This window comes from Salibacter halophilus (assembly GCF_008806325.1).
GTDB lineage: Bacteria > Bacteroidota > Bacteroidia > Flavobacteriales_G > Salibacteraceae > Salibacter > Salibacter halophilus.
Window position 1 is genome coordinate 36,388 of record NZ_WACR01000013.1, and the last position, 17,719, is coordinate 54,106.

The window sequence follows — 17,719 nt, forward strand, 5'->3', positions numbered from 1 at the left end:
TCTTTTTTAACCTTTAACAACTGTTCATAAATCGATTTTAAATAATGCTTCAATTTACACATAAGTTAAGGGTCCGTTATGCCGATACTGATCGCATGGGATATGTCTATTACGGGAATTATGCAACTTATTTTGAGGTTGCCAGAGTAGAGATGTTGAGAAATTTGGGAATTTCTTACCGTGATTTAGAGGATTCTGGTGTGATGCTTCCCGTTTTGGAATATCAAACGAAGTTTTTCAATCCGGCTTATTACGATGAAAACATCACAATAAAAGTTGAAGTTCGCGAATTGCCATCTGTGCGAATTACTTTCCATTACAAGGCTTACAATGAAAAGGGAAAACAACTAAACACAGCTTACACAACGCTTGTTTTTGTGGATGTCAAAACTGGTAAGCCAACCAAACCACCTGAAGATCTCATCTCAAAATTCAAACCTTATTTTTAAGGAACAACGATTTTTTGAATGCGGCTTGCATTATCTGTTTTCACTTCGATGATGTAAAGTCCGCTTGTGGGTAGTTTGTTAGCTACAATTCGGTAATGGTCAGATCCCGGCTCTGACCGAAAAACCAATTTACCTGAAATGTTGTAAACCGAAATTGATTTGAGTGGGCTTGAAGCATTTACTTCTAAAGAGCCATTTTGATAGGTAAACCCGTAAGTGTTTTTTATTTCGATAAATGAACTGTGATTGACTTCCTCAGCATCGGCAATGATACCGGGTGGGCGGGGAACCTGAGACTCCTGGATAAATCCGCGATCTAATAATATGTGTGAAATAACAGGATAATTAGATCCGCCAGTGAGGTTGCTATCAGCCTGAATGAAAAGGTGGGCTGCTTGCCTCATCGTCATTCCAGATTGGTAGTTTCTCATACTTTCGAACAATATTTCATGAGTGAGATCTCTGCTAAGGTTGTTTTCAATGTGAACAAGAGCTGAACTCCACAACTCTGCATTTTGGTAAAAGTTACCGGTTAAAGTCTGCGGATAAGGATCGTTGCGCCATGCAATGCGACCATCCCAAAATTGATTGTGACCGTCCCAATTGAAAACCTCACTGTACAAATGATTGGTGTATGTTTTTGAATAAGAAACAGCTGTGTAATCGCAAATTCCTTCATCGAGCGCTCTTCGTTCGCCACCCGAGTTTGTAAAAGGAGCCAATGCGTGGGAAATAGCGTGAGTGTATTCGTGGACGATTACGTCTGCATCCTCGCCATCATCTACTCCTCCTTCACCAAATGTGAGTTGAGGTGGGTTAGTGAAATTGTCAAATGATGATTGATCATCACCGTTAAATCCGTGTGCATCGACAGGTATTGAATAGTTTATCTCAGTACCGTAGCCGAGTCCATCTATATAATGCCAAAAATTTGAAATGTGATAGAGAATATTGGCGTCTTCAAATCCTGATTGATCTCTGGTGAAATCAAAGTTTGGAGTTGATGAGGTGACAGGAGCTACATTTGGCAAACTGTGTTCGCGTATTCTCACATAGTCGTTTTGGAGAAAATACGTTCCGGTATCGAGGGTAACTTCTACAGAATCGAATTGTATTTCAGCTTCTAATGCTGAGTTGTTAGCGTCATTGTTATCGAGGAAAGGAGATTGCGAGTAGGAGGAGCCTGAGCTCGAAATGGGATCGGGAGCGTAGTGACTGCATCTTGCTTTTACGTTTTGCCCGGAGAAAGCTCCCCAGGGTCTTTTTATAAGGTTACTTCCATCGAGCTTCGTGACAGATTCGTAGTGCATTCCCCCAGCATCTTCAGATGTCTCGGTCAGAGCCGGAATCAGCTCCTTACCATCGAAAAACCAAACGTCAAATTCCTGGCTCGAAGTAGGTCTGGCGTTCCATTTATCTGGTGATGAAACTCCAATAAAGACTTTATTCTGAAGCCGTTTTAATCGCTGTACAGAAAGTTGAGCTAGATAGACCGGTTTATCCTGGTAAGAAATATTGTAGCGAATGATGGCTCCGGTTTTTGTTGTCTTGTGACTTGTCTCGCTAAGCGTGATGTCTCTTGCAATATGAGCTGGGAGCGTTTTAGAGATGGCTTTTTGAGCCAAATATTCAGTTGGTGCATCGCTTACTTCCTTATTCAAATAGAAATAATGGGATTTGTTGCCCGTATAAGTATCAACTTGTAAATCCTTTTGTGCTAAAGCACTAAATGAAAGGGTTGTAGTGAACAGAAGTGTGAAAAAAAGCTTCATTGTACTGTTTTAATAAATGTAGGCTCGCTCAGTTGTTTGGCAGTTAGCTGTGCTAGCAATTGCTCGCTGTTTGTGGTTCTGACCGCAAAAGTCATACTGACAGAGCTCCCAAAATCCTGATTGACAATTCTAACGTTTTGCTGCTCTAATATACGATTTAACAGACTAATGTTTTCGTAACTTTCTGTAATGCTGTAATAGTGCTCGATGTATCGTTTTTCAACGGTGTTGTTTTCGAGTGCTTCACGGGCTGCTGTTTTGTAGGCGTTGATCAACCCAGAAACTCCCAGCTTTGTACCTCCGTAATACCGGACAACTGCAACGAGTGTGTTGGTAACTTCAAATGATCTGATTTGATTTAGTATTGGAGTTCCGGCAGAGTTTGATGGTTCTCCGTCATCATTTGCTCTTATCTGCGGTTGTTTCACACCAATGATGTGAGCAAAACAAACGTGGCGTGCATTGTGATGTTCTTTCCACAAAGCATCAATTTTTTCTTTCACTTCCTCAACGCTTTCAATCGGAATTGCATATCCTAGAAACTTGCTGCCTTTTTCTTTGTAAAAGCCTTCAGTTTGCTTAGTTATAGTAAGGTATGTGTCTTGCTCATCCATGACTTAAAAATCCTAAAATTGCAATGCTCGCTATTGCGAAGAGTATCCCTAAAATATTGAGCAATGATAACTTTTCTTTGAAAAAAGAGGCTGAAACAAAGGTCGAGCACAATACAATTGAAAGGTTGTTGATGGGAAATATGGCGCTTGCACCCAGAATATCGGCATTGAGAGTTTTGAGAATAAAGTAAATACTGCCAAAGTTTACGGTTCCCAGTACCAAACCGCCAATTAGAGCTTTGTTCTGGAGCTTTTCCCGCTTAAAAAGGATGGCTATAGCGCCTAAAATTCCGGCAGATAAAAAGATAAATGAAGTGAAAATTCCTTCAAATTCCCTCACTAATTTAAAGGCTGCATAATTTAAGATTGTATCGATGAGTCCGCTACCCAGGAATACAATTATTGGAAACAACCCGATGTATTTACTGCTGTCTTTTCCTTTCTTTTTGTTGGTAAGGTACAGGCTGACGATAGCGAGCAAAATCCCGATAACCTTCCATGAATTTACGGGCTCTGAATAGAGAAAGATGGCAACAACTGTGGGGATAACGACTGCCATTTTATTGGCTACACTTCCCACGCTGATGCCGTACTCTTGTGTGGTTCTTACCATGAAGTAAAAAATGGTGATAAAGAGGATTCCCATCGCTCCGCTAGTAATGAGATTATCTGATTTTGCTGTAAACTCCGGGACATCCCTGAAGAATAGTCCGAGCCCCAACAATCCGGCAACCCAGTAGTTGATAGCGACTGCCTGAAAGTTGTTGATGCGCGCTACGCCAATCCACCTGAAAATGACAAATAAAAGGGTAGAAGAGGCTATGGACAGTATTAAATAGATCATTTATTGACGCTTTTACGGACGGCAAAAGTGTAGAAAATAATGGAGGATAATGTTGTTATTCCAAGCTGGAGTGTGAAGTTTAGTTTGCTTGAAAAGTCGATATTCCAATAATACTGAACGATGTGATAAAGAATTCCTGAGAAGCTGAAAATGATAAGGAACCAGGATACTTTTTTGATAAGCTGAGAAATAAATGATGTTTTTAATTTTAGTGATATTAGGTTGATTATCAGGAAAAGTGCTAGAGAGCTTGAGTAGACCCATAGTCCGAACCTGAATCTGTTTTTTCGTTTCTCTTCAAATGCTTTTTGTTTTATTTCTGCTTCAGTCCTTTCCTGAATCTCAGCTATTTTCACTCCATCGTTTACCAGGTCAAGGCTGTCTCGAAGTTGAATACTCCTCTTGTAATGCTCGAGAGCCTTTTTGTGATCTCCTTTTGATGAGTAATATTTCGAGAATGTTTTGTAGTAATCGAACTCCAAATCCGGGTAGTTGATTTCTTTCGTCAATTTAAGTCCTTTGGTTCCGTATTTCAATGCTGAATCTAATTGACCTTTATAAATATACAGGTCAAAAATGTTCAATAGCGCTACTGCTTTACTTTCAACATCCATAGCTGAGTCGAACCGACTCAAAGCTTTTCTTGTGTAGTACAACCCGAGGTCATAGTCGCCTTTTTCAGCATATAGATTTCCAATATTGATGTAACTTTTGACAATACCGTTGTCTCTTTTTAACTGTTTTTCGAGTTCCAGCGATTTCATAAGATACTCAGCTGCTGTATCGTATTTGCTGAGCTTTTGATAACAAAGAGCTACGTTGTTGTAAGAATTACAAATTCCAAATGTGTCTTTATCACTTATATTGAGTAAAAGCCCTTTTTTCGCTGTTTCAAGTGCCTTTCTATATTTTCCCTGTATGCGGTATATTTCGCATAAATTGGAATAGTTAGCTCCGGCTGAAGAGAGATAATTCAACTCCTGGTTGATCTTTAGAGCATTCATGATGCTACTGATTGCATTGCCGTAATCAGTTTTTTTCTTGTAAATTATCCCCAACAAGTTGTATGTGAGAGCCGCATTGCTTTTATCATCATTTATGACTTGAATTTCGAGTGCTCGATCAGCTAGGTGTAAAGCTGAATCCAGCTCACCGGCATAGAGTTGTTTTACTGCTTTGTAGCGCCATCCCTGGCTAACTCCTGCATGATAACCAATTGCTTTTGCATCCTTCATTATCTCACTCACTTCCGTCTCAAATGAATCGGGGTGTGAGGACATATAATCCCAAATGTCGTAAAGTCGCTGATCAATTTTTTTGATAAGAGCGGAGTCTGGGTTCTGACCAAAACTCATGCTACTCAATAGCAGAAAAATGAATGAAATGAAAAGTCTAATTTTCATAATATTCAATTAAATCATTACCAATTGAAAAGCGGTTTTTAAACGGAAAGTTGAAAGTTGGTGCTTTAACTCCTTCGGTCAGAACCTTGGGTGAGCTGTAGAGCCAGGCATCATCCCATAAATCACGTTCAATGAAGCTTTGCAAGAGCATCGATCCACCTTCAACAAAAAGCGATTGAACTTGCAATTCATGTAAATCGTGAAGCAGAGACGGAATTAAATCGTTATCAAAAGAGCGCTTTTTATAAACCACTTCTCTTTCCACATGATTTTCCTGTGCATTGAAAACAACTGTGGGTTTTCCATCTGTGAAAAGCTTAAGGTCTTTTGGCAACATAACATTGCGATCGAGCGTGATGCGCACCGGGTCATTTCCATTCCAGTATCGCGTGTTGAGTGAAGGATTATCCAGCCATGCAGTTCGGGTGCCAACCATAATGGCTGCATGTCTGCTGCGCATCTTGTGAGTTAGAATTGCTGTATGCTGACCTGAAATTGCCTGAGCACTTTTCTCACTCGAAATACGGTGGTGATCGATAAAGCCATCTGCACTTTTAGCCCATTTAAGTGTGATAAAAGGACGCTTTTTCGTGTGAAAAGTAATGAAAGGTCTGTTCAGTTGTTGAGCCTCACGTTCGAGCACTCCGATCTTTACCTCGACTCCGTTTTTTTTCAATCGTTTGAGTCCTTTTCCCGCAACAGCTTTGTGCGGATCCTGCATAGCAACTACAACACGTTTTATCTTTTTTTCTACTATCAGATCACTGCATGGAGGAGTTTTACCGTGATGCGAACAAGGCTCTAAATTGACATAGAGAGTGGACTCAGGAAGCAATGACTGATCTTCAACCGAGTTGATCGCATTTACTTCAGCATGAGGTTCGCCAGCTTTTTTATGAAATCCTTCACCGATGATTTTTCCATTGTGAACAATCACACAACCAACCATCGGGTTGGGAGCTGTAAATCCGTTGGCCAAATTCGCCAATTCCAAACAACGCTGCATGTACTGTTCATCAATGTTCATCGGGTATTCAGATTTTCATTTTAATGGCTCAAATGTATCCATTTCTCATAACTTCGCAGTCGTGGAAATACCCGAAAATACAATAAAAGCCGTTAGTGAGTATCTGCATCGCAAACTTTCTGCTCAATTCACTAGCGGAGAGATTGATTTTATCACAAAAGAGGCTATGCGTAAGTTCCTTGGAATGGCGCCTCATGAAATGCGGTTGAATCTCTCGCAAAGGCTTTCTGAATCGGAGTTGTTGAAGTTTATTTACCTGGTAAAAGATCTCAAAAAAGACATTCCGCTACAATATATTTTGGGTGAAGCACATTTTTACGATCTCGATTTTGAAGTTGACGAAAATGTGCTCATTCCGCGACCTGAGACGGAGGAGTTAGTACATTTGATTTTAAACCGTTTCGGTCAGAGCCATCATAGCTTGCTCGATGTGGGAACCGGCAGCGGTTGTATCGCTGTATCGGTAAAAGTCAATCGGCCAGAGTGGAATGTTGCGGCAATTGATAAAAGTGTGGGAGCTGTTGAGGTGGCCAAAAGAAATGCCGGCAGATTGAATGCTGTGATCGATTTTGAGGTAACGGGTATAGAGGATTACGGCTCTGACCGTGAATTTGATATTGTAGTGAGTAACCCACCTTACATCGATACAAATGAAAGAGAATCAATCGATAAAAATGTGGTTGATCACGAACCACACCTCGCATTGTTTGCTCCTGAAAACAAACCACTCTATTTTTACGAACTCATAGCCGATAAAGCCAAAAAGCTATTGCGAAAAGGAGGCTCACTATTTTTTGAAACGCATTATCAATACGGAGATGAAGTAGTGAAAATGCTAGAAAAAAAAGGCTATGAAAAAGTTGAGTTGATTGAAGATTTAAGTGGAAATCCGCGAATTGTAGCGGCTGAATACCATCAAAATGGCTGATAAAAAAGACATTGAAGAAAAGATAAAAGCGCTCCGTGAAGATTTACAGCGCTATAATCATGAATATTACATAAAGAATGATCCTTCGATCAGCGATCAGGAGTTCGACATGAAAATGAAGGAACTCGAAAAGCTGGAGGAGGAAAATCCGGAATTTGACGATCCAAACTCTCCTACGAAGCGAGTTGGCGGAGACATCACAAAGGAGTTCAATACAATTGAGCACGATTACCCGATGCAATCGCTCAGCAACTCTTATTCAAAAGATGAAATTGTGGATTTCATCAAACGTACGGCAAAGAACATTGAAGGAGAAACAGAGTTTGTATGCGAGCTGAAATACGATGGTGTGGCTATCGGGATTAAATACCGGGATGGGAAGTTTTACCAGGCTGTGACCCGCGGAGACGGACAAAAAGGCGATGATGTATCGAACAATGTGCGCACGATCAAAACGGTTCCACTGGTTCTGACCGATGCTGATTACCCTTCTTCATTTGAGATTAGAGGTGAAATCATGTTGCGCAAACCGCAATTTGAAAAGCTCAACAAAAACCTGATTGACAAAGGCGAAAAGCCTTATGCAAACCCGCGAAACACAGCTTCAGGTTCCTTGAAATTGCAGGATAGCAGTGAGGTCGCCAAACGCGGACTCGACTGCTTTCTGTACGGGATCTACTCAGAACATGAAGTGGCTGATGAACATTTCGCATCAGTTGAAAAAGCCGGTGAATGGGGCTTTCAGATCCCTAAACCTAGCGATCACCGTATCAAGAAATGTAAGAACATCGATGAAATAATGGATTTCATCAATTACTGGGAGGAGAAACGGCTCGGACTCGATTTTGAGATTGACGGAGTTGTCATAAAAGTCAACAACTACGAACAACAACGAGAGTTGGGAAGTACGGCTAAGTCGCCACGTTGGGCAATTGCTTACAAGTACAAAGCAGAGCAGGTACAAACAAGGCTGAACAGCATTTCTTTCCAGGTTGGCCGTACAGGGGCTGTGACACCAATTGCGAACCTGGAACCGGTTCAGCTTGCCGGAACAACCGTAAAACGCGCTTCACTTCACAATGCTGATATCATCAAAAAGCTGGATGTGCGAGAAGGAGATCAGGTTTACGTGGAAAAAGGAGGCGAGATCATTCCGAAAATTGTGGGTGTCAACAAAACGGAACGAAAAAAAGATAGTGAGCCTTTCAACTATATAACTGAATGTCCCGAGTGCGGTACTGAACTGATTCGCAAGGAAGGCGAAGCGCTACATTTTTGCCCAAACGAAGCCGGATGTCCACCACAGATTATTGGAAAAATGCAGCATTTTATCAGTCGGAACGCGATGGACATTGACGGGATAGGTGAGGAGACAATCGTTCAGCTTCACGATGCAGGATTGATCAATAACATGGCTGATCTCTTCGAGCTCAAAAAGGAAGATGTGTTGCCACTTGAACGGATGGCAGAAAAGAGTGCTGAAAACCTGATCAACGGAATTCAGGAAAGTAAGCAACAACCGTTTGAGCGTGTTTTATTCGGATTGGGAATTCGCTACGTTGGAGCCACGGTTGCAAAGACGCTTGCCAAAGCGATGAAATCGATGGAGAATTTGAAAAAGGCATCTGTTGAAGAATTAGAATCCATTCCCGAAATTGGAACTGTCATTGCCAAAAGTGTTCACGACTATTTTGAAAATGAAGATCACGTTGAAATTGTAAACCGCCTGAAAGATCACGGTTTGAGCATGGAACTGAGCGAAGAAGAGCTCGCTTCATCGTCTGATAAATTAGTTGGTAAAAAGTTTGTGATTTCTGGAGTATTTGAAAAATATTCGCGCAGCGAACTCAAAAAGATGATCGAGGATAACGGAGGCAAAAACACGGGCTCAATCTCAGGCAGTACTGATTACCTCGTGGCCGGAGACAACATGGGGCCGGCAAAACGTGAAAAAGCTGAAAAACTCGGTGTTCCGATCATCAGTGAGACAGACTTTTTAGAAATGGTAGAATGATACTTGGAAAACTGAGGAACAGATTTGGAAAATACATGCTCGGCAGGCTTCCGGCTCTGACCGAGAAAAGGAGAAAAAACATCAACCTCGATGAGGTTCAAAGTTGTTTGCTACTCGGCTTTATTGAGAGTCAGCAGGATTATGACGATTTAAAGTGGTACTACAGCAAATTGAAATCTGATTACGGGATATTTGATGTGGATGCTGTTTTTTACATCGATGTAAAGGAAAAGAAACTGCCCCAATACCTGGAAAATGAATCGAAAATCGTGATTCTCAACCGTGACGATACGAATTTTTACGGCAAACCGAATGACGAAAAAATTGCAAATTTGAAGCAGGAATACGATTTGGTGATTATGCCATCTCGTAACCCGGCTATTCCACTGCTTTTCATTAATAAACTGACTACTGCTAACACGCGAACAGCTCGCAATGCATCGTGGTCAGAACCGTATTTCGACCTCCTGCTATCAATTCGTGAAGACGAAACCGCGCGTTACTTTGCCGAGCAATTAGAGCGCTTTTTAAGAATGATAAATAAGAAAACAGCTTAGGATTATGGATAAATTCAATGGAGTAGGCGTAGCGATTGTCACGCCATTCAAGCAAGATACAAGCATCGATTACAAAGGATTTGAAAAACTGATTGAGCACCTTATAGCAGGCGGAGTTGATTATCTCGTTGTTCAGGGAACGACAGGCGAAGCTGCTACGCTCAATCGCGAACAAAAGAATAACTCGCTCGATTTTGTGATTGAAACGGTTAATAACAGAGTTCCGGTTGTGTACGGACACGGAGGAAACAATACTTCTGCATTAATTGATCAACTGGCAGATATCGATTCACTGGCAAAAGTTGATGCGCTGTTATCAGCTAGTCCGGCTTATGTTAAACCCAACCAGGAAGGAATTTACCGCCATTTTGAAGCTGTGGCAAAAGCAACAGACAAGCCAATTATTCTGTACAATGTTCCGGGGAGAACCGGTTCAAACATGGCCGCTTCAACAACTCTCAGTCTGGCACGCGAATTCAGCAACATTGTTGGAATTAAAGAAGCGAGCGGAGATCTTGCTCAAATGACGCAACTCATCAAAAACAGACCAGAGAATTTTAAAGTAATCTCAGGAGATGATGATTTAGTACTTCCTCAAATGGCTATCGGTGCTGATGGAGTCATCAGTGTTATCGCCAATGCATTTCCAAAACGATTTAAATCGTTGATTGAAGCCGGTAAATCTGGCGACCTGGAAACTGCGAGAAAGTATCACTACCAACTTTGTGATATTATTCCGCTGCTCTTCAAAGAAGGCAGCCCGAGCGGAATTAAAGCTGTACTCGAAATGCTCGGAATTTGTGAAAGCACGGTAAGACTTCCTGTTGCACCGATCAGCAAAGAATTACGCGATGAACTATATCGCACCATCGGGAATGCGGGAATCAGTCTTGATTAACAGCTTCCATTTCATCGAGCTCATTCTGTAAAGTCTCCCATTCGTGCATGTATTGCTCGAGTTTTTTGGTGAGCTCACCGTGTTCAAAAAAAGTATCTTTTGAATGCTCCTGATCGTAAAAATCGGGGGCATTCATTTTTTCTTCCAACTCGGCAATTTTATCTTCAGTCTGCGAAACTTTTTTCTCCTTGTTATTGACCGCTTTTTTCAATTTTCTGATCTCTTTTTCGCGTTCCTTACGCTCCTCATGAGATTCTTTCTGCTTCTTTTTAGCAGTCGATTTCTTTTGCTTTTTCTCCTTCTGTTTTTGGTCAGATCCACCTTGTTCAAACCCGCGGAAATCCTCAACCTGGTGGTGATCTAAAAACTCTTTGATATCGCCCAGGTGTTCTTTGATTTTTTGATCCTTGAACTCAAACGTTTTATTGGTCAGATCCTGGAGGAAGTCACGGTCGTGAGATACGAGAATCAACGTTCCGTCAAAATCCTGTAGAGCTTGTTTTAAAACTGCCTTACTGTCCATATCGAGGTGGTTCGTGGGCTCATCGAGAATGAGTAAATTACTCGGGTGAAGGAGTAATTTGGCCAGAGCTAACCTTGACTTTTCACCTCCAGAAAGCACTTTCACACGCTTGTCCATATCCGCGTCTCCAAAGAGGAAAGCACCTAACAGCGACCTGATGTGTGTAACATTTCGCCAGTCACCGGTAGCTTCATCGTCAATTGTGTCGAAGACTTTCTTTTCTGGGTCGAGCTGCCCTTCCTGGATCTGAGCGTAATAACCGATCTTTACTTTGTGTCCCAACTCGAGTTCCCCCTCGTGTTCAAGACCTTCAGCGATGATTTTAACCAGAGTTGATTTTCCCTGTCCGTTTTGTCCCACAAATGCTACACGATCGCCACGTTCCAGTTCAAAGTCCAGACCTTTAAACACCGTTTTGTTTTCGTATTCTTTACCAATGTCTTTCCCTTTCATCGCGATTTTACCACTGTGCGGAGCGGGAGGGAAGTTGAACTGAATAGAGGCCGTATCGAATTGATCGGTCTCGATTTCATCTAACTTTTCGAGCTGTTTGATCTTGGACTGAACCTGCTTGGCTTTGTTGGCCTGGGCTCTGAATCGCTCGATAAAACGTTCTTGCTGCTCGATGAACTTATCCTGATTGCGTTTGGCATTCAATTGTTGTTCTAGTCGTTCTTCTCGTTGAATCACATACTTTGAATACGGAACGTTGTAATCGTAAATTCTGCCGGCTACAATTTCAATCGTGCGGTTTGTGACGCTGTCTAAAAACATGCGGTCGTGAGAGATCATCAAAATTGACCCCGAGTAATTTTTGAGGAACTGCTCCAGCCATAGAATTGCCTCGATATCGAGGTGGTTTGTAGGCTCATCGAGAAGGAGAAGAGTCGGCCTTTTGATGAGCAGCTTGGCGAGCTCGATTCGCATTTGCCAGCCACCACTGAGTTCACTTACAGATTTTTGAAACTCTGAAGGCTTAAAACCGAGTCCTTTCAGAACCCTTTCAGCTTCACTCTCCACTTTTCCCGGATCGAGGAGGTGAAGTCGTTCGTGCTTTTCGCTCAGCTTTTGAATGAGATCAGAATAACTTTCAGATTCATAATCGGTGCGGTTTTCGAGTTGTTTGTTGATTTCTTCTATTTCCCTTTCCAGCGAATGGACTTCCTCAAATACACTTAGCGTTTCAGCCATGATCGATTTTTGACTGGAAACTTCGAGTTCCTGTGGAAGATAACCGAGTGTGTCGTCTTCAGATAGCGCAACTGAACCGCTGTCCGGTTCCTGGATGTTCATAATGACTTTGAGGAGAGTGGATTTCCCTACACCATTTTTCCCTGTTAAACCGATGCGGTCTTTAGGGAGTATTTTAAAGGAAATGTCTTCAAAAAGCTGGTGTCCGCTAAACGAAACAGAAATGTTGTTGATTCCGATCATGCTGCAAAATAACAGAGATTCGGGAAAATAGACGCAGTGGAGTTGGGTTGATTTAAGAAATAATCATGCTTTCTCTGTTAACGGAACAAACTCTGTAACCTCTAAACCGTAGCCTACCATTCCTGTGCGTTTTTTAGGATGGTTAGACATGAGCTTCATTTTTTGAACCCCAAGATTGTTGAGGATTTGAGCTCCCACACCGTAATCGCGCGGATCCATTTTCATCTTTTGCAGTTTAGCATCAACAGCATCGATTCCTTCTTTACGCTGTTTGCGATTCAGGATAGTGTTACTGTTTTCCTGCTGCATGTAAATGACTACACCTTTATCGGCATTTTCTATCATGGAAAGCGCTGCGTAGATTTCAGGTCCGGCTGAGATTTGAGTCGATTTCAAAATATCTCCGCGCAGATAGGAAGAGTGTACGCGAACCAGTACTTCTTCTCCTTTTTCCCATATTCCTTTTGTAACTGCCACATGTCGTTCACCTGTAGTGGTTTGGTTGAAAACATGGAGTTGAAATTTATCGCCATTGTGATCGAGCGTTGTGGAAAATACTTTCTCGATAAGCGATTCATTTTCCATCCTGTACGCAATTAGGTCTTCGATGGAAATGATCTTTAAATCGAATTTATCGGCAATGTCAAAGAGTTGTGGAAGCCTGGCCATGGTGCCGTCTTCATTCATGATTTCCACGATAACTCCGGCCGGTTTTAGTCCGGCCAAACGTGCCAAGTCAATAGAAGCTTCAGTATGACCGGTTCTGCGGAGCACACCACCGTTTTTGGCTTTTAGCGGGAAAATGTGCCCGGGACGGTTAAAATCTGTCGGTTTGGTTGATTTGTCGACAAGGGCTCTGACCGTATTTGCGCGATCGTGCGCAGAAATACCGGTTGTATTTCCGGCTCCGTTGAAGTCGATCGAAACAGTAAAAGCCGTTTCGTGCGGATCTGTATTCTTGCCCACCATGAGCTCCAAATTCAGCTCTTTTGCTCGTGTTTCAGTAATGGGCGTGCAGATCAATCCGCGACCATGGGTAGCCATAAAATTGATCATTTCAGGAGTCGCCATTTCGGCTGCAGCCACAAAATCACCTTCATTTTCGCGGTCTTCATCATCAACGACAATGACAATTTTTCCCTGTTTGATATCTTCAAGAGCTTCTTCTATCTTATTTAATTTATCGCGCATCTAACTATGTTTCGTTATGCAATTACTCCGGAACCAATCAACTCGTCACCGTTGTACCAGGCCGCAAACTGGCCTGGCGTAATGCCGCGTTGAGGTTCGTCAAATTCAATGTAAATACCTTCTTCTGTCTTATGAACAGTTCCGGCTTGTAAAGGTTGGCGGTAGCGGATGCGAATATCGAACTTTTGGCTCTGACCAGCATTCATTTTCAAATCCTCGCGAACCCAGTGAGTATCACTGTTTGGAATGAAAAGAGCCGATCGGTAGAGCCCCGGGTGATTTTCACCTTGCCCGGTATAAATAATGTTGTTTTCAGTATCCGTTTCAATCACAAAAAGCGGCTCAGGCGTTCCACCTATGCCGAGACCTTTTCGCTGGCCGATTGTAAAAAAATGTGCTCCGTTGTGCTCTCCAACCACATTGCCCATTTCAGCAGTGTGAGCGAAGGGAGTAGCCATTTTTTCAAGGTCACGGTCAGAGCCGTTTTTAGCGTAAATCCCGGCATCTTTCGGAATTTCCACGACCTTGCCGACTTTGGGTTTGAGTTGTTGCTGAAGAAAATCAGGCAACTTCACCTTTCCGATGAAACACAACCCCTGGGAGTCTTTTTTGTCAGCCGTTACAAGACCGGCTTCCTCTGCAATTTTACGAACCTCAGGCTTTTGTAAATGCCCTATTGGAAATAAAGCCTTGCTCAGCTGATCCTGATTGAGTTGGCAGAGGAAGTAGCTCTGATCTTTATTTTTATCAGCCCCGGCAAGCAGTTTGTAAACTTTTTTGCCGTCAATTTCTTCAACACCTTTTTGACAATAATGACCGGTTGCCACATAATCGGCACCCAGTTTCATCGCAGCATCTAGGAAAATGTCAAACTTGATTTCGCGGTTGCACAGTACATCGGGATTGGGTGTGCGTCCACGTTGATATTCAGCAAACATGTAGTCGACAATTCGTTCTTTGTACTGTTCGCTGAGATCGATCGTTTGAAAAGGAATTCCGAGTGACTCAGCAACCTGCAGCGCATCATTGCTATCGTCAACCCAAGGGCATTCATCACTGATTGTCACAGAGGTGTCGTGCCAGTTTTTCATGAACATCCCGATGACTTCATAGCCCTGTTGCTGAAGAAGATAAGCTGTTACGCTTGAATCAACTCCGCCCGATAAACCAACTACAACTCTTCCTTTTTCCATAATTCGCTGCAAAGGTAGGGCTTACATACGAAAAACCCCGACAAGTTTGTTGCCGGGGTTCGGTTCTGATTGTTAATGATTTCTTATTTACAATCCTTTTGGACTTTTGAGGAAATTTCAATCTTGACCTCAGGCCACAATTTACTCACACCGTCAGATCCTTTGTGGAGATCGTAACAAACTGTGTTGAGTGAATCGACAGCAGGCTGGGCTTTCCATTGAGCAAGGTCAATTACACTTGATAAAATGATAGAATCATTGCGGATTAAAGATTCTGTTTCCACGTCTTTTTGTATTCCATTCATTTCGATTGAAACACTTGACTTTTTATCACCGAGCTTTTTTACTCCACCAGTAATCATGGTTGTTTTATCAAGAACACCAAAGAAGTGTGCCAGGATTTTTTTGTCGCGGTCAGGAGCGTTGGAATTGACCGTAGCAACCGGAATTTCAAATGTCGCATTTTCAAAAACACCTGCTATTGAATTGGCTTTTTGTGTGTTTGAAACTATGAGTGAATCAAACGTTCCGCTCACGCCAATTTTTTCAGTGGTTTTGTAAGCAGTCCATTTAACTGAAGTGTTTTCAAGGTCAAATGCATAAGTGCATTCTTCTTTTTTTGCGGTTTTGTCTTTTTCTTCAGTTTTCTTCTCAGTTCCCTGATTTCCGCAACTCGCGAAAAAGGCAAACGAACCAACTGTCAATAGTGTTAAGAATTTTCTTTTCATGACTTTTTATTTTTTGAGTCCTATTTCTTTTAAGCGTTCGTCCAGGTATTCACCGGCAGTGATATCGTCAAATTGTTTTGGATGTTCTTCATCAATACATGAATCGAGACAATCAAGCTTCATGTCACTCTTTGGGTGAAGGAAGAACGGGATTGAGTAGCGCGAAGTGTGCCACTTATCTTTGGGCGGATTCACAACGCGATGAGTAGTACTTCTCAGTTTCGCATTTGTGAGGCGTTGGAGCATATCACCAACATTGACCACGATGTGATCGGGAAGAGCTGTAACATCAACGTATTCACCTTTCCTGTTCAGAACCTGAAGTCCGTCAGCTGAAGCACCAATCAGCAATGTTATGAGGTTGATATCTTCGTGCTCACCGGCTCTGACCGCATCCTCAGGAGCGTTTTCATCGATGGGAGGGTAGTGAATAGCACGTAAAATGCTATTTCCTCTAAGCACTTTGTCATCGAAATAATTTTCATCCAGATCGAGGTAAATTGCGATAGCACGCAACATTTCAACACCTGTTGCTTCTAGCGATTGATAAGCTTTTTTACCGACTAAATTGAATCGTGGAATCTCTTCAACGTAAATGTTTTCAGGGTATTCTTCCCTTAGCGGATCATCATCTTCAACGTATTGACCAAATTGCCAAAATTCTTTGAGGTCGCCTGTGTTGCGGTTTTTGGCGTGTTCTTTACCAAATGATGTGTAACCGCGTTGACCGGCTAACTCTGCGTGTTCATATTTCAACTTTACATCCTCATCGAGGTCAAAAAAGCACTTAACTTCTCTGTAAAGTTTTTCGATGAGTTCATCGTCAATTCCGTGGTTTTTCACAGCCACAAAACCTATTGTTTCGTAAGCTTCACCTAGTTTCTTGACGAAGTTTTGTTTCTTTTCACTATCGCCTGATGTGAAATCAGCTAAATCTACACTGGGTATTCCTTGCATATTGTTATCTGCCGACATGATTCGTTTATTTTAAACCAAAGTTGTCAATTTCCGTGAAAATACGAAAGTATGGGAATTCGGTTTTAGTATAGTCAGAGTGGATACCTTTTTTGGTAAACAATCGTTAATTATTGTTAGAATAGAGGCAGTAAGTGGACTTTTCGGGATTTTTTCAGTAAACTTTGCGGTCAATTATAACCCCAATCTATATATAATTTTTATTTTTTATGAAATGGATGCGAAAGAAATCATATTGAATATTCGCAAAATTGTGAGATCGATTAACCTGGAGTCAAAACGAATTCAAAAAGAGTTTGGTGTGAGCATTCCCCAATTGTTGACACTTGTGTACCTCAATGAGCAGGAGGAGTTTAAGGCTCGTCAAAGTGATATCAAAAGATATCTCAATCTCAACGCGAGCACAGTAACCGGATTGATGTACAGGCTTGAAGCTAAAGGATATGTAGCTAAGTTACCAAAGACTGGTGATAAACGTGTAACATATGTGTCGCTTACTAAAAAGGGAAAAGACGTTATTGAGAATTCTCCCGGCTTGTTGCACACTGAGCTAAAGGACAAACTCGAAAATATGACTCCTCATCAGTTTGAGGAAGTTAAAAAAGCATCTGACTTGCTAGTTAACGTGTTAGGGGCTAAGGATATGAGTGCTTCACCGGTACTTACAGATCACGAACCAGCTAACGTTCAATAGCAATATTTATTCCAAAATAGTTTGTACAAGAACTAAATTTTACTTTTTTTGTTTAACACTATATAATATCAAGAAATAAATGGCAACATCAACATCACAAAAGAAAGAGAAGGTTTTAAAGAAGCTCGTCAAGAAATTGGAAAAAGAAGGGTACGATGAGCTTAAAACCCGTTTTGCCGGCTACAAGACACCAATTGATCTCAACTACAATGGATCGATGAAGAAGTTTACTCCAGATTTAGTAGCCGTTAAAGATGAAGTTTCTGATGTGTACGAAATAGAACACAAAATGAAAGAGCGTGAAATACAGGATCAGGTAGCTAAGTGGATTCTGTTTAGCTCTTATTCAAAACAAAATAGAGGAAAATTCAAGCTTCTGGTACCTAAAGATCGTGCTGAGAAATTCCAAAATTTAATTGACCGTATGATGATTGATGCCGAACTCGTGAAGCTTGAGAATATAGCGTAATTCTCA

17 protein-coding genes are annotated in these 17,719 nt (G+C 41.7%); 7 read left to right on the forward strand and 10 right to left on the reverse strand.

The window, feature by feature from the left end; genetic code table 11:
• Window positions 1-44: 44 nt before the first annotated feature.
• Window positions 45-449, forward strand: a complete 405-nt coding sequence (locus F3059_RS13000) for an acyl-CoA thioesterase (protein ID WP_151169981.1) — start codon at window positions 45-47, stop codon at window positions 447-449.
• Here F3059_RS13000 and F3059_RS13005 read toward each other — a convergent pair.
• Genes F3059_RS13005 through ribD form a run of 5 tightly spaced genes read right to left on the reverse strand, consistent with a single transcriptional unit; the run spans window position 446 to window position 6,109 of the window.
• Window positions 446-2,221 (reverse strand): T9SS type A sorting domain-containing protein, encoded by a 1,776-nt coding sequence (locus tag F3059_RS13005; RefSeq protein WP_151169983.1) that lies wholly within the window; start codon window positions 2,219-2,221, stop codon window positions 446-448. The genes F3059_RS13000 and F3059_RS13005 overlap by 4 nt on opposite strands.
• Window positions 2,218-2,835, reverse strand: coding sequence for an IMPACT family protein (locus tag F3059_RS13010; RefSeq protein WP_151169985.1), 618 nt, complete (start codon window positions 2,833-2,835; stop codon window positions 2,218-2,220). Before F3059_RS13010 ends, F3059_RS13005 begins: the two co-directional genes overlap by 4 nt.
• Entirely contained in the window at window positions 2,828-3,679 is an 852-nt protein-coding gene (locus F3059_RS13015; protein WP_151169987.1) for an EamA family transporter, read from the reverse strand. The genes F3059_RS13010 and F3059_RS13015 overlap by 8 nt, the downstream gene beginning before the upstream one ends.
• Entirely contained in the window at window positions 3,676-5,082 is a 1,407-nt protein-coding gene (locus F3059_RS13020) for a tetratricopeptide repeat protein (RefSeq protein ID WP_151169989.1), read from the reverse strand. Before F3059_RS13020 ends, F3059_RS13015 begins: the two co-directional genes overlap by 4 nt.
• Window positions 5,072-6,109 (reverse strand): bifunctional diaminohydroxyphosphoribosylaminopyrimidine deaminase/5-amino-6-(5-phosphoribosylamino)uracil reductase RibD, encoded by a 1,038-nt coding sequence (gene ribD / locus F3059_RS13025; RefSeq protein ID WP_151169991.1) that lies wholly within the window; start codon window positions 6,107-6,109, stop codon window positions 5,072-5,074. The genes F3059_RS13020 and ribD overlap by 11 nt, the downstream gene beginning before the upstream one ends.
• Between ribD and prmC the strand changes: the two genes are divergently transcribed.
• Genes prmC through dapA form a run of 4 tightly spaced genes read left to right on the forward strand, consistent with a single transcriptional unit; the run spans window position 6,087 to window position 10,506 of the window.
• The gene (gene prmC / locus F3059_RS13030; protein WP_151169993.1) at window positions 6,087-7,037 is read left to right on the forward strand and encodes a peptide chain release factor N(5)-glutamine methyltransferase; all 951 of its coding nucleotides are present in this window, start codon (window positions 6,087-6,089) and stop codon (window positions 7,035-7,037) included. The genes ribD and prmC overlap by 23 nt on opposite strands.
• A complete protein-coding gene (ligA, locus tag F3059_RS13035; RefSeq protein WP_151169995.1) occupies window positions 7,030-9,051 on the forward strand; it encodes an NAD-dependent DNA ligase LigA in 2,022 nt (673 codons plus the stop codon). Before prmC ends, ligA begins: the two co-directional genes overlap by 8 nt.
• Window positions 9,048-9,608: a DUF6913 domain-containing protein gene (locus F3059_RS13040; protein ID WP_151169997.1), complete on the forward strand. Its 561-nt coding sequence runs from the start codon at window positions 9,048-9,050 to the stop codon at window positions 9,606-9,608. Before ligA ends, F3059_RS13040 begins: the two co-directional genes overlap by 4 nt.
• 4 nt (window positions 9,609-9,612) lie before the next feature.
• Entirely contained in the window at window positions 9,613-10,506 is an 894-nt protein-coding gene (gene dapA / locus F3059_RS13045; RefSeq protein ID WP_151169999.1) for a 4-hydroxy-tetrahydrodipicolinate synthase, read from the forward strand.
• Here dapA and F3059_RS13050 read toward each other — a convergent pair.
• The 5 genes from F3059_RS13050 to F3059_RS13070 all read right to left on the reverse strand — a co-directional run bounded on the left by F3059_RS13050 (window position 10,493) and on the right by F3059_RS13070 (window position 16,532).
• Window positions 10,493-12,463, reverse strand: a complete 1,971-nt coding sequence (locus F3059_RS13050) for an ATP-binding cassette domain-containing protein (RefSeq protein ID WP_151170001.1) — start codon at window positions 12,461-12,463, stop codon at window positions 10,493-10,495. The two genes, dapA and F3059_RS13050, sit on opposite strands and share 14 nt — an antisense overlap.
• 63 nt (window positions 12,464-12,526) lie before the next feature.
• Entirely contained in the window at window positions 12,527-13,654 is a 1,128-nt protein-coding gene (gene ribB, locus F3059_RS13055; RefSeq protein ID WP_151170003.1) for a 3,4-dihydroxy-2-butanone-4-phosphate synthase, read from the reverse strand.
• A gap of 14 nt (window positions 13,655-13,668) precedes the next feature.
• Window positions 13,669-14,847 (reverse strand): tRNA 2-thiouridine(34) synthase MnmA, encoded by a 1,179-nt coding sequence (gene mnmA / locus F3059_RS13060; protein ID WP_151170005.1) that lies wholly within the window; start codon window positions 14,845-14,847, stop codon window positions 13,669-13,671.
• A gap of 83 nt (window positions 14,848-14,930) precedes the next feature.
• The gene (locus tag F3059_RS13065; protein ID WP_151170007.1) at window positions 14,931-15,575 is read right to left on the reverse strand and encodes a YceI family protein; all 645 of its coding nucleotides are present in this window, start codon (window positions 15,573-15,575) and stop codon (window positions 14,931-14,933) included.
• 6 nt (window positions 15,576-15,581) lie between these two features.
• Window positions 15,582-16,532 (reverse strand): isopenicillin N synthase family dioxygenase, encoded by a 951-nt coding sequence (locus F3059_RS13070; RefSeq protein WP_223274621.1) that lies wholly within the window; start codon window positions 16,530-16,532, stop codon window positions 15,582-15,584.
• Between the two features lie 232 nt (window positions 16,533-16,764).
• On the opposite strand from F3059_RS13070, the gene F3059_RS13075 reads away from it, so the two are divergent.
• Both F3059_RS13075 and F3059_RS13080 read left to right on the forward strand, forming a co-directional pair.
• Window positions 16,765-17,244: a MarR family winged helix-turn-helix transcriptional regulator gene (locus F3059_RS13075; protein ID WP_151170011.1), complete on the forward strand. Its 480-nt coding sequence runs from the start codon at window positions 16,765-16,767 to the stop codon at window positions 17,242-17,244.
• A gap of 79 nt (window positions 17,245-17,323) precedes the next feature.
• Window positions 17,324-17,713 carry a hypothetical protein gene (locus tag F3059_RS13080; RefSeq protein WP_151170013.1) on the forward strand — a complete coding sequence of 130 codons (390 nt, stop codon included), beginning with the start codon at window positions 17,324-17,326 and terminating at the stop codon, window positions 17,711-17,713.
• The last annotated feature ends 6 nt before the right edge of the window (window positions 17,714-17,719 follow it).

What these genes read in the sequence shown, in the direction of transcription:
- F3059_RS13000 (WP_151169981.1), top strand. Translation starts at nt 45, where the DNA reads ATGCTTCAATTTACACATAAGTTAAGGGTCCGTTATGCCGATACTGAT.
- F3059_RS13005 (WP_151169983.1), bottom strand. Translation starts at nt 2,221, where the DNA reads ATGAAGCTTTTTTTCACACTTCTGTTCACTACAACCCTTTCATTTAGT.
- F3059_RS13010 (WP_151169985.1), bottom strand. Translation starts at nt 2,835, where the DNA reads ATGGATGAGCAAGACACATACCTTACTATAACTAAGCAAACTGAAGGC.
- F3059_RS13015 (WP_151169987.1), bottom strand. Translation starts at nt 3,679, where the DNA reads ATGATCTATTTAATACTGTCCATAGCCTCTTCTACCCTTTTATTTGTC.
- F3059_RS13020 (WP_151169989.1), bottom strand. Translation starts at nt 5,082, where the DNA reads ATGAAAATTAGACTTTTCATTTCATTCATTTTTCTGCTATTGAGTAGC.
- prmC (WP_151169993.1), top strand. Translation starts at nt 6,087, where the DNA reads ATGTACTGTTCATCAATGTTCATCGGGTATTCAGATTTTCATTTTAAT.
- ribD (WP_151169991.1), bottom strand. Translation starts at nt 6,109, where the DNA reads ATGAACATTGATGAACAGTACATGCAGCGTTGTTTGGAATTGGCGAAT.
- ligA (WP_151169995.1), top strand. Translation starts at nt 7,030, where the DNA reads ATGGCTGATAAAAAAGACATTGAAGAAAAGATAAAAGCGCTCCGTGAA.
- F3059_RS13040 (WP_151169997.1), top strand. Translation starts at nt 9,048, where the DNA reads ATGATACTTGGAAAACTGAGGAACAGATTTGGAAAATACATGCTCGGC.
- dapA (WP_151169999.1), top strand. Translation starts at nt 9,613, where the DNA reads ATGGATAAATTCAATGGAGTAGGCGTAGCGATTGTCACGCCATTCAAG.
- F3059_RS13050 (WP_151170001.1), bottom strand. Translation starts at nt 12,463, where the DNA reads ATGATCGGAATCAACAACATTTCTGTTTCGTTTAGCGGACACCAGCTT.
- ribB (WP_151170003.1), bottom strand. Translation starts at nt 13,654, where the DNA reads ATGCGCGATAAATTAAATAAGATAGAAGAAGCTCTTGAAGATATCAAA.
- mnmA (WP_151170005.1), bottom strand. Translation starts at nt 14,847, where the DNA reads ATGGAAAAAGGAAGAGTTGTAGTTGGTTTATCGGGCGGAGTTGATTCA.
- F3059_RS13065 (WP_151170007.1), bottom strand. Translation starts at nt 15,575, where the DNA reads ATGAAAAGAAAATTCTTAACACTATTGACAGTTGGTTCGTTTGCCTTT.
- F3059_RS13070 (WP_223274621.1), bottom strand. Translation starts at nt 16,532, where the DNA reads ATGCAAGGAATACCCAGTGTAGATTTAGCTGATTTCACATCAGGCGAT.
- F3059_RS13075 (WP_151170011.1), top strand. Translation starts at nt 16,765, where the DNA reads ATGGATGCGAAAGAAATCATATTGAATATTCGCAAAATTGTGAGATCG.
- F3059_RS13080 (WP_151170013.1), top strand. Translation starts at nt 17,324, where the DNA reads ATGGCAACATCAACATCACAAAAGAAAGAGAAGGTTTTAAAGAAGCTC.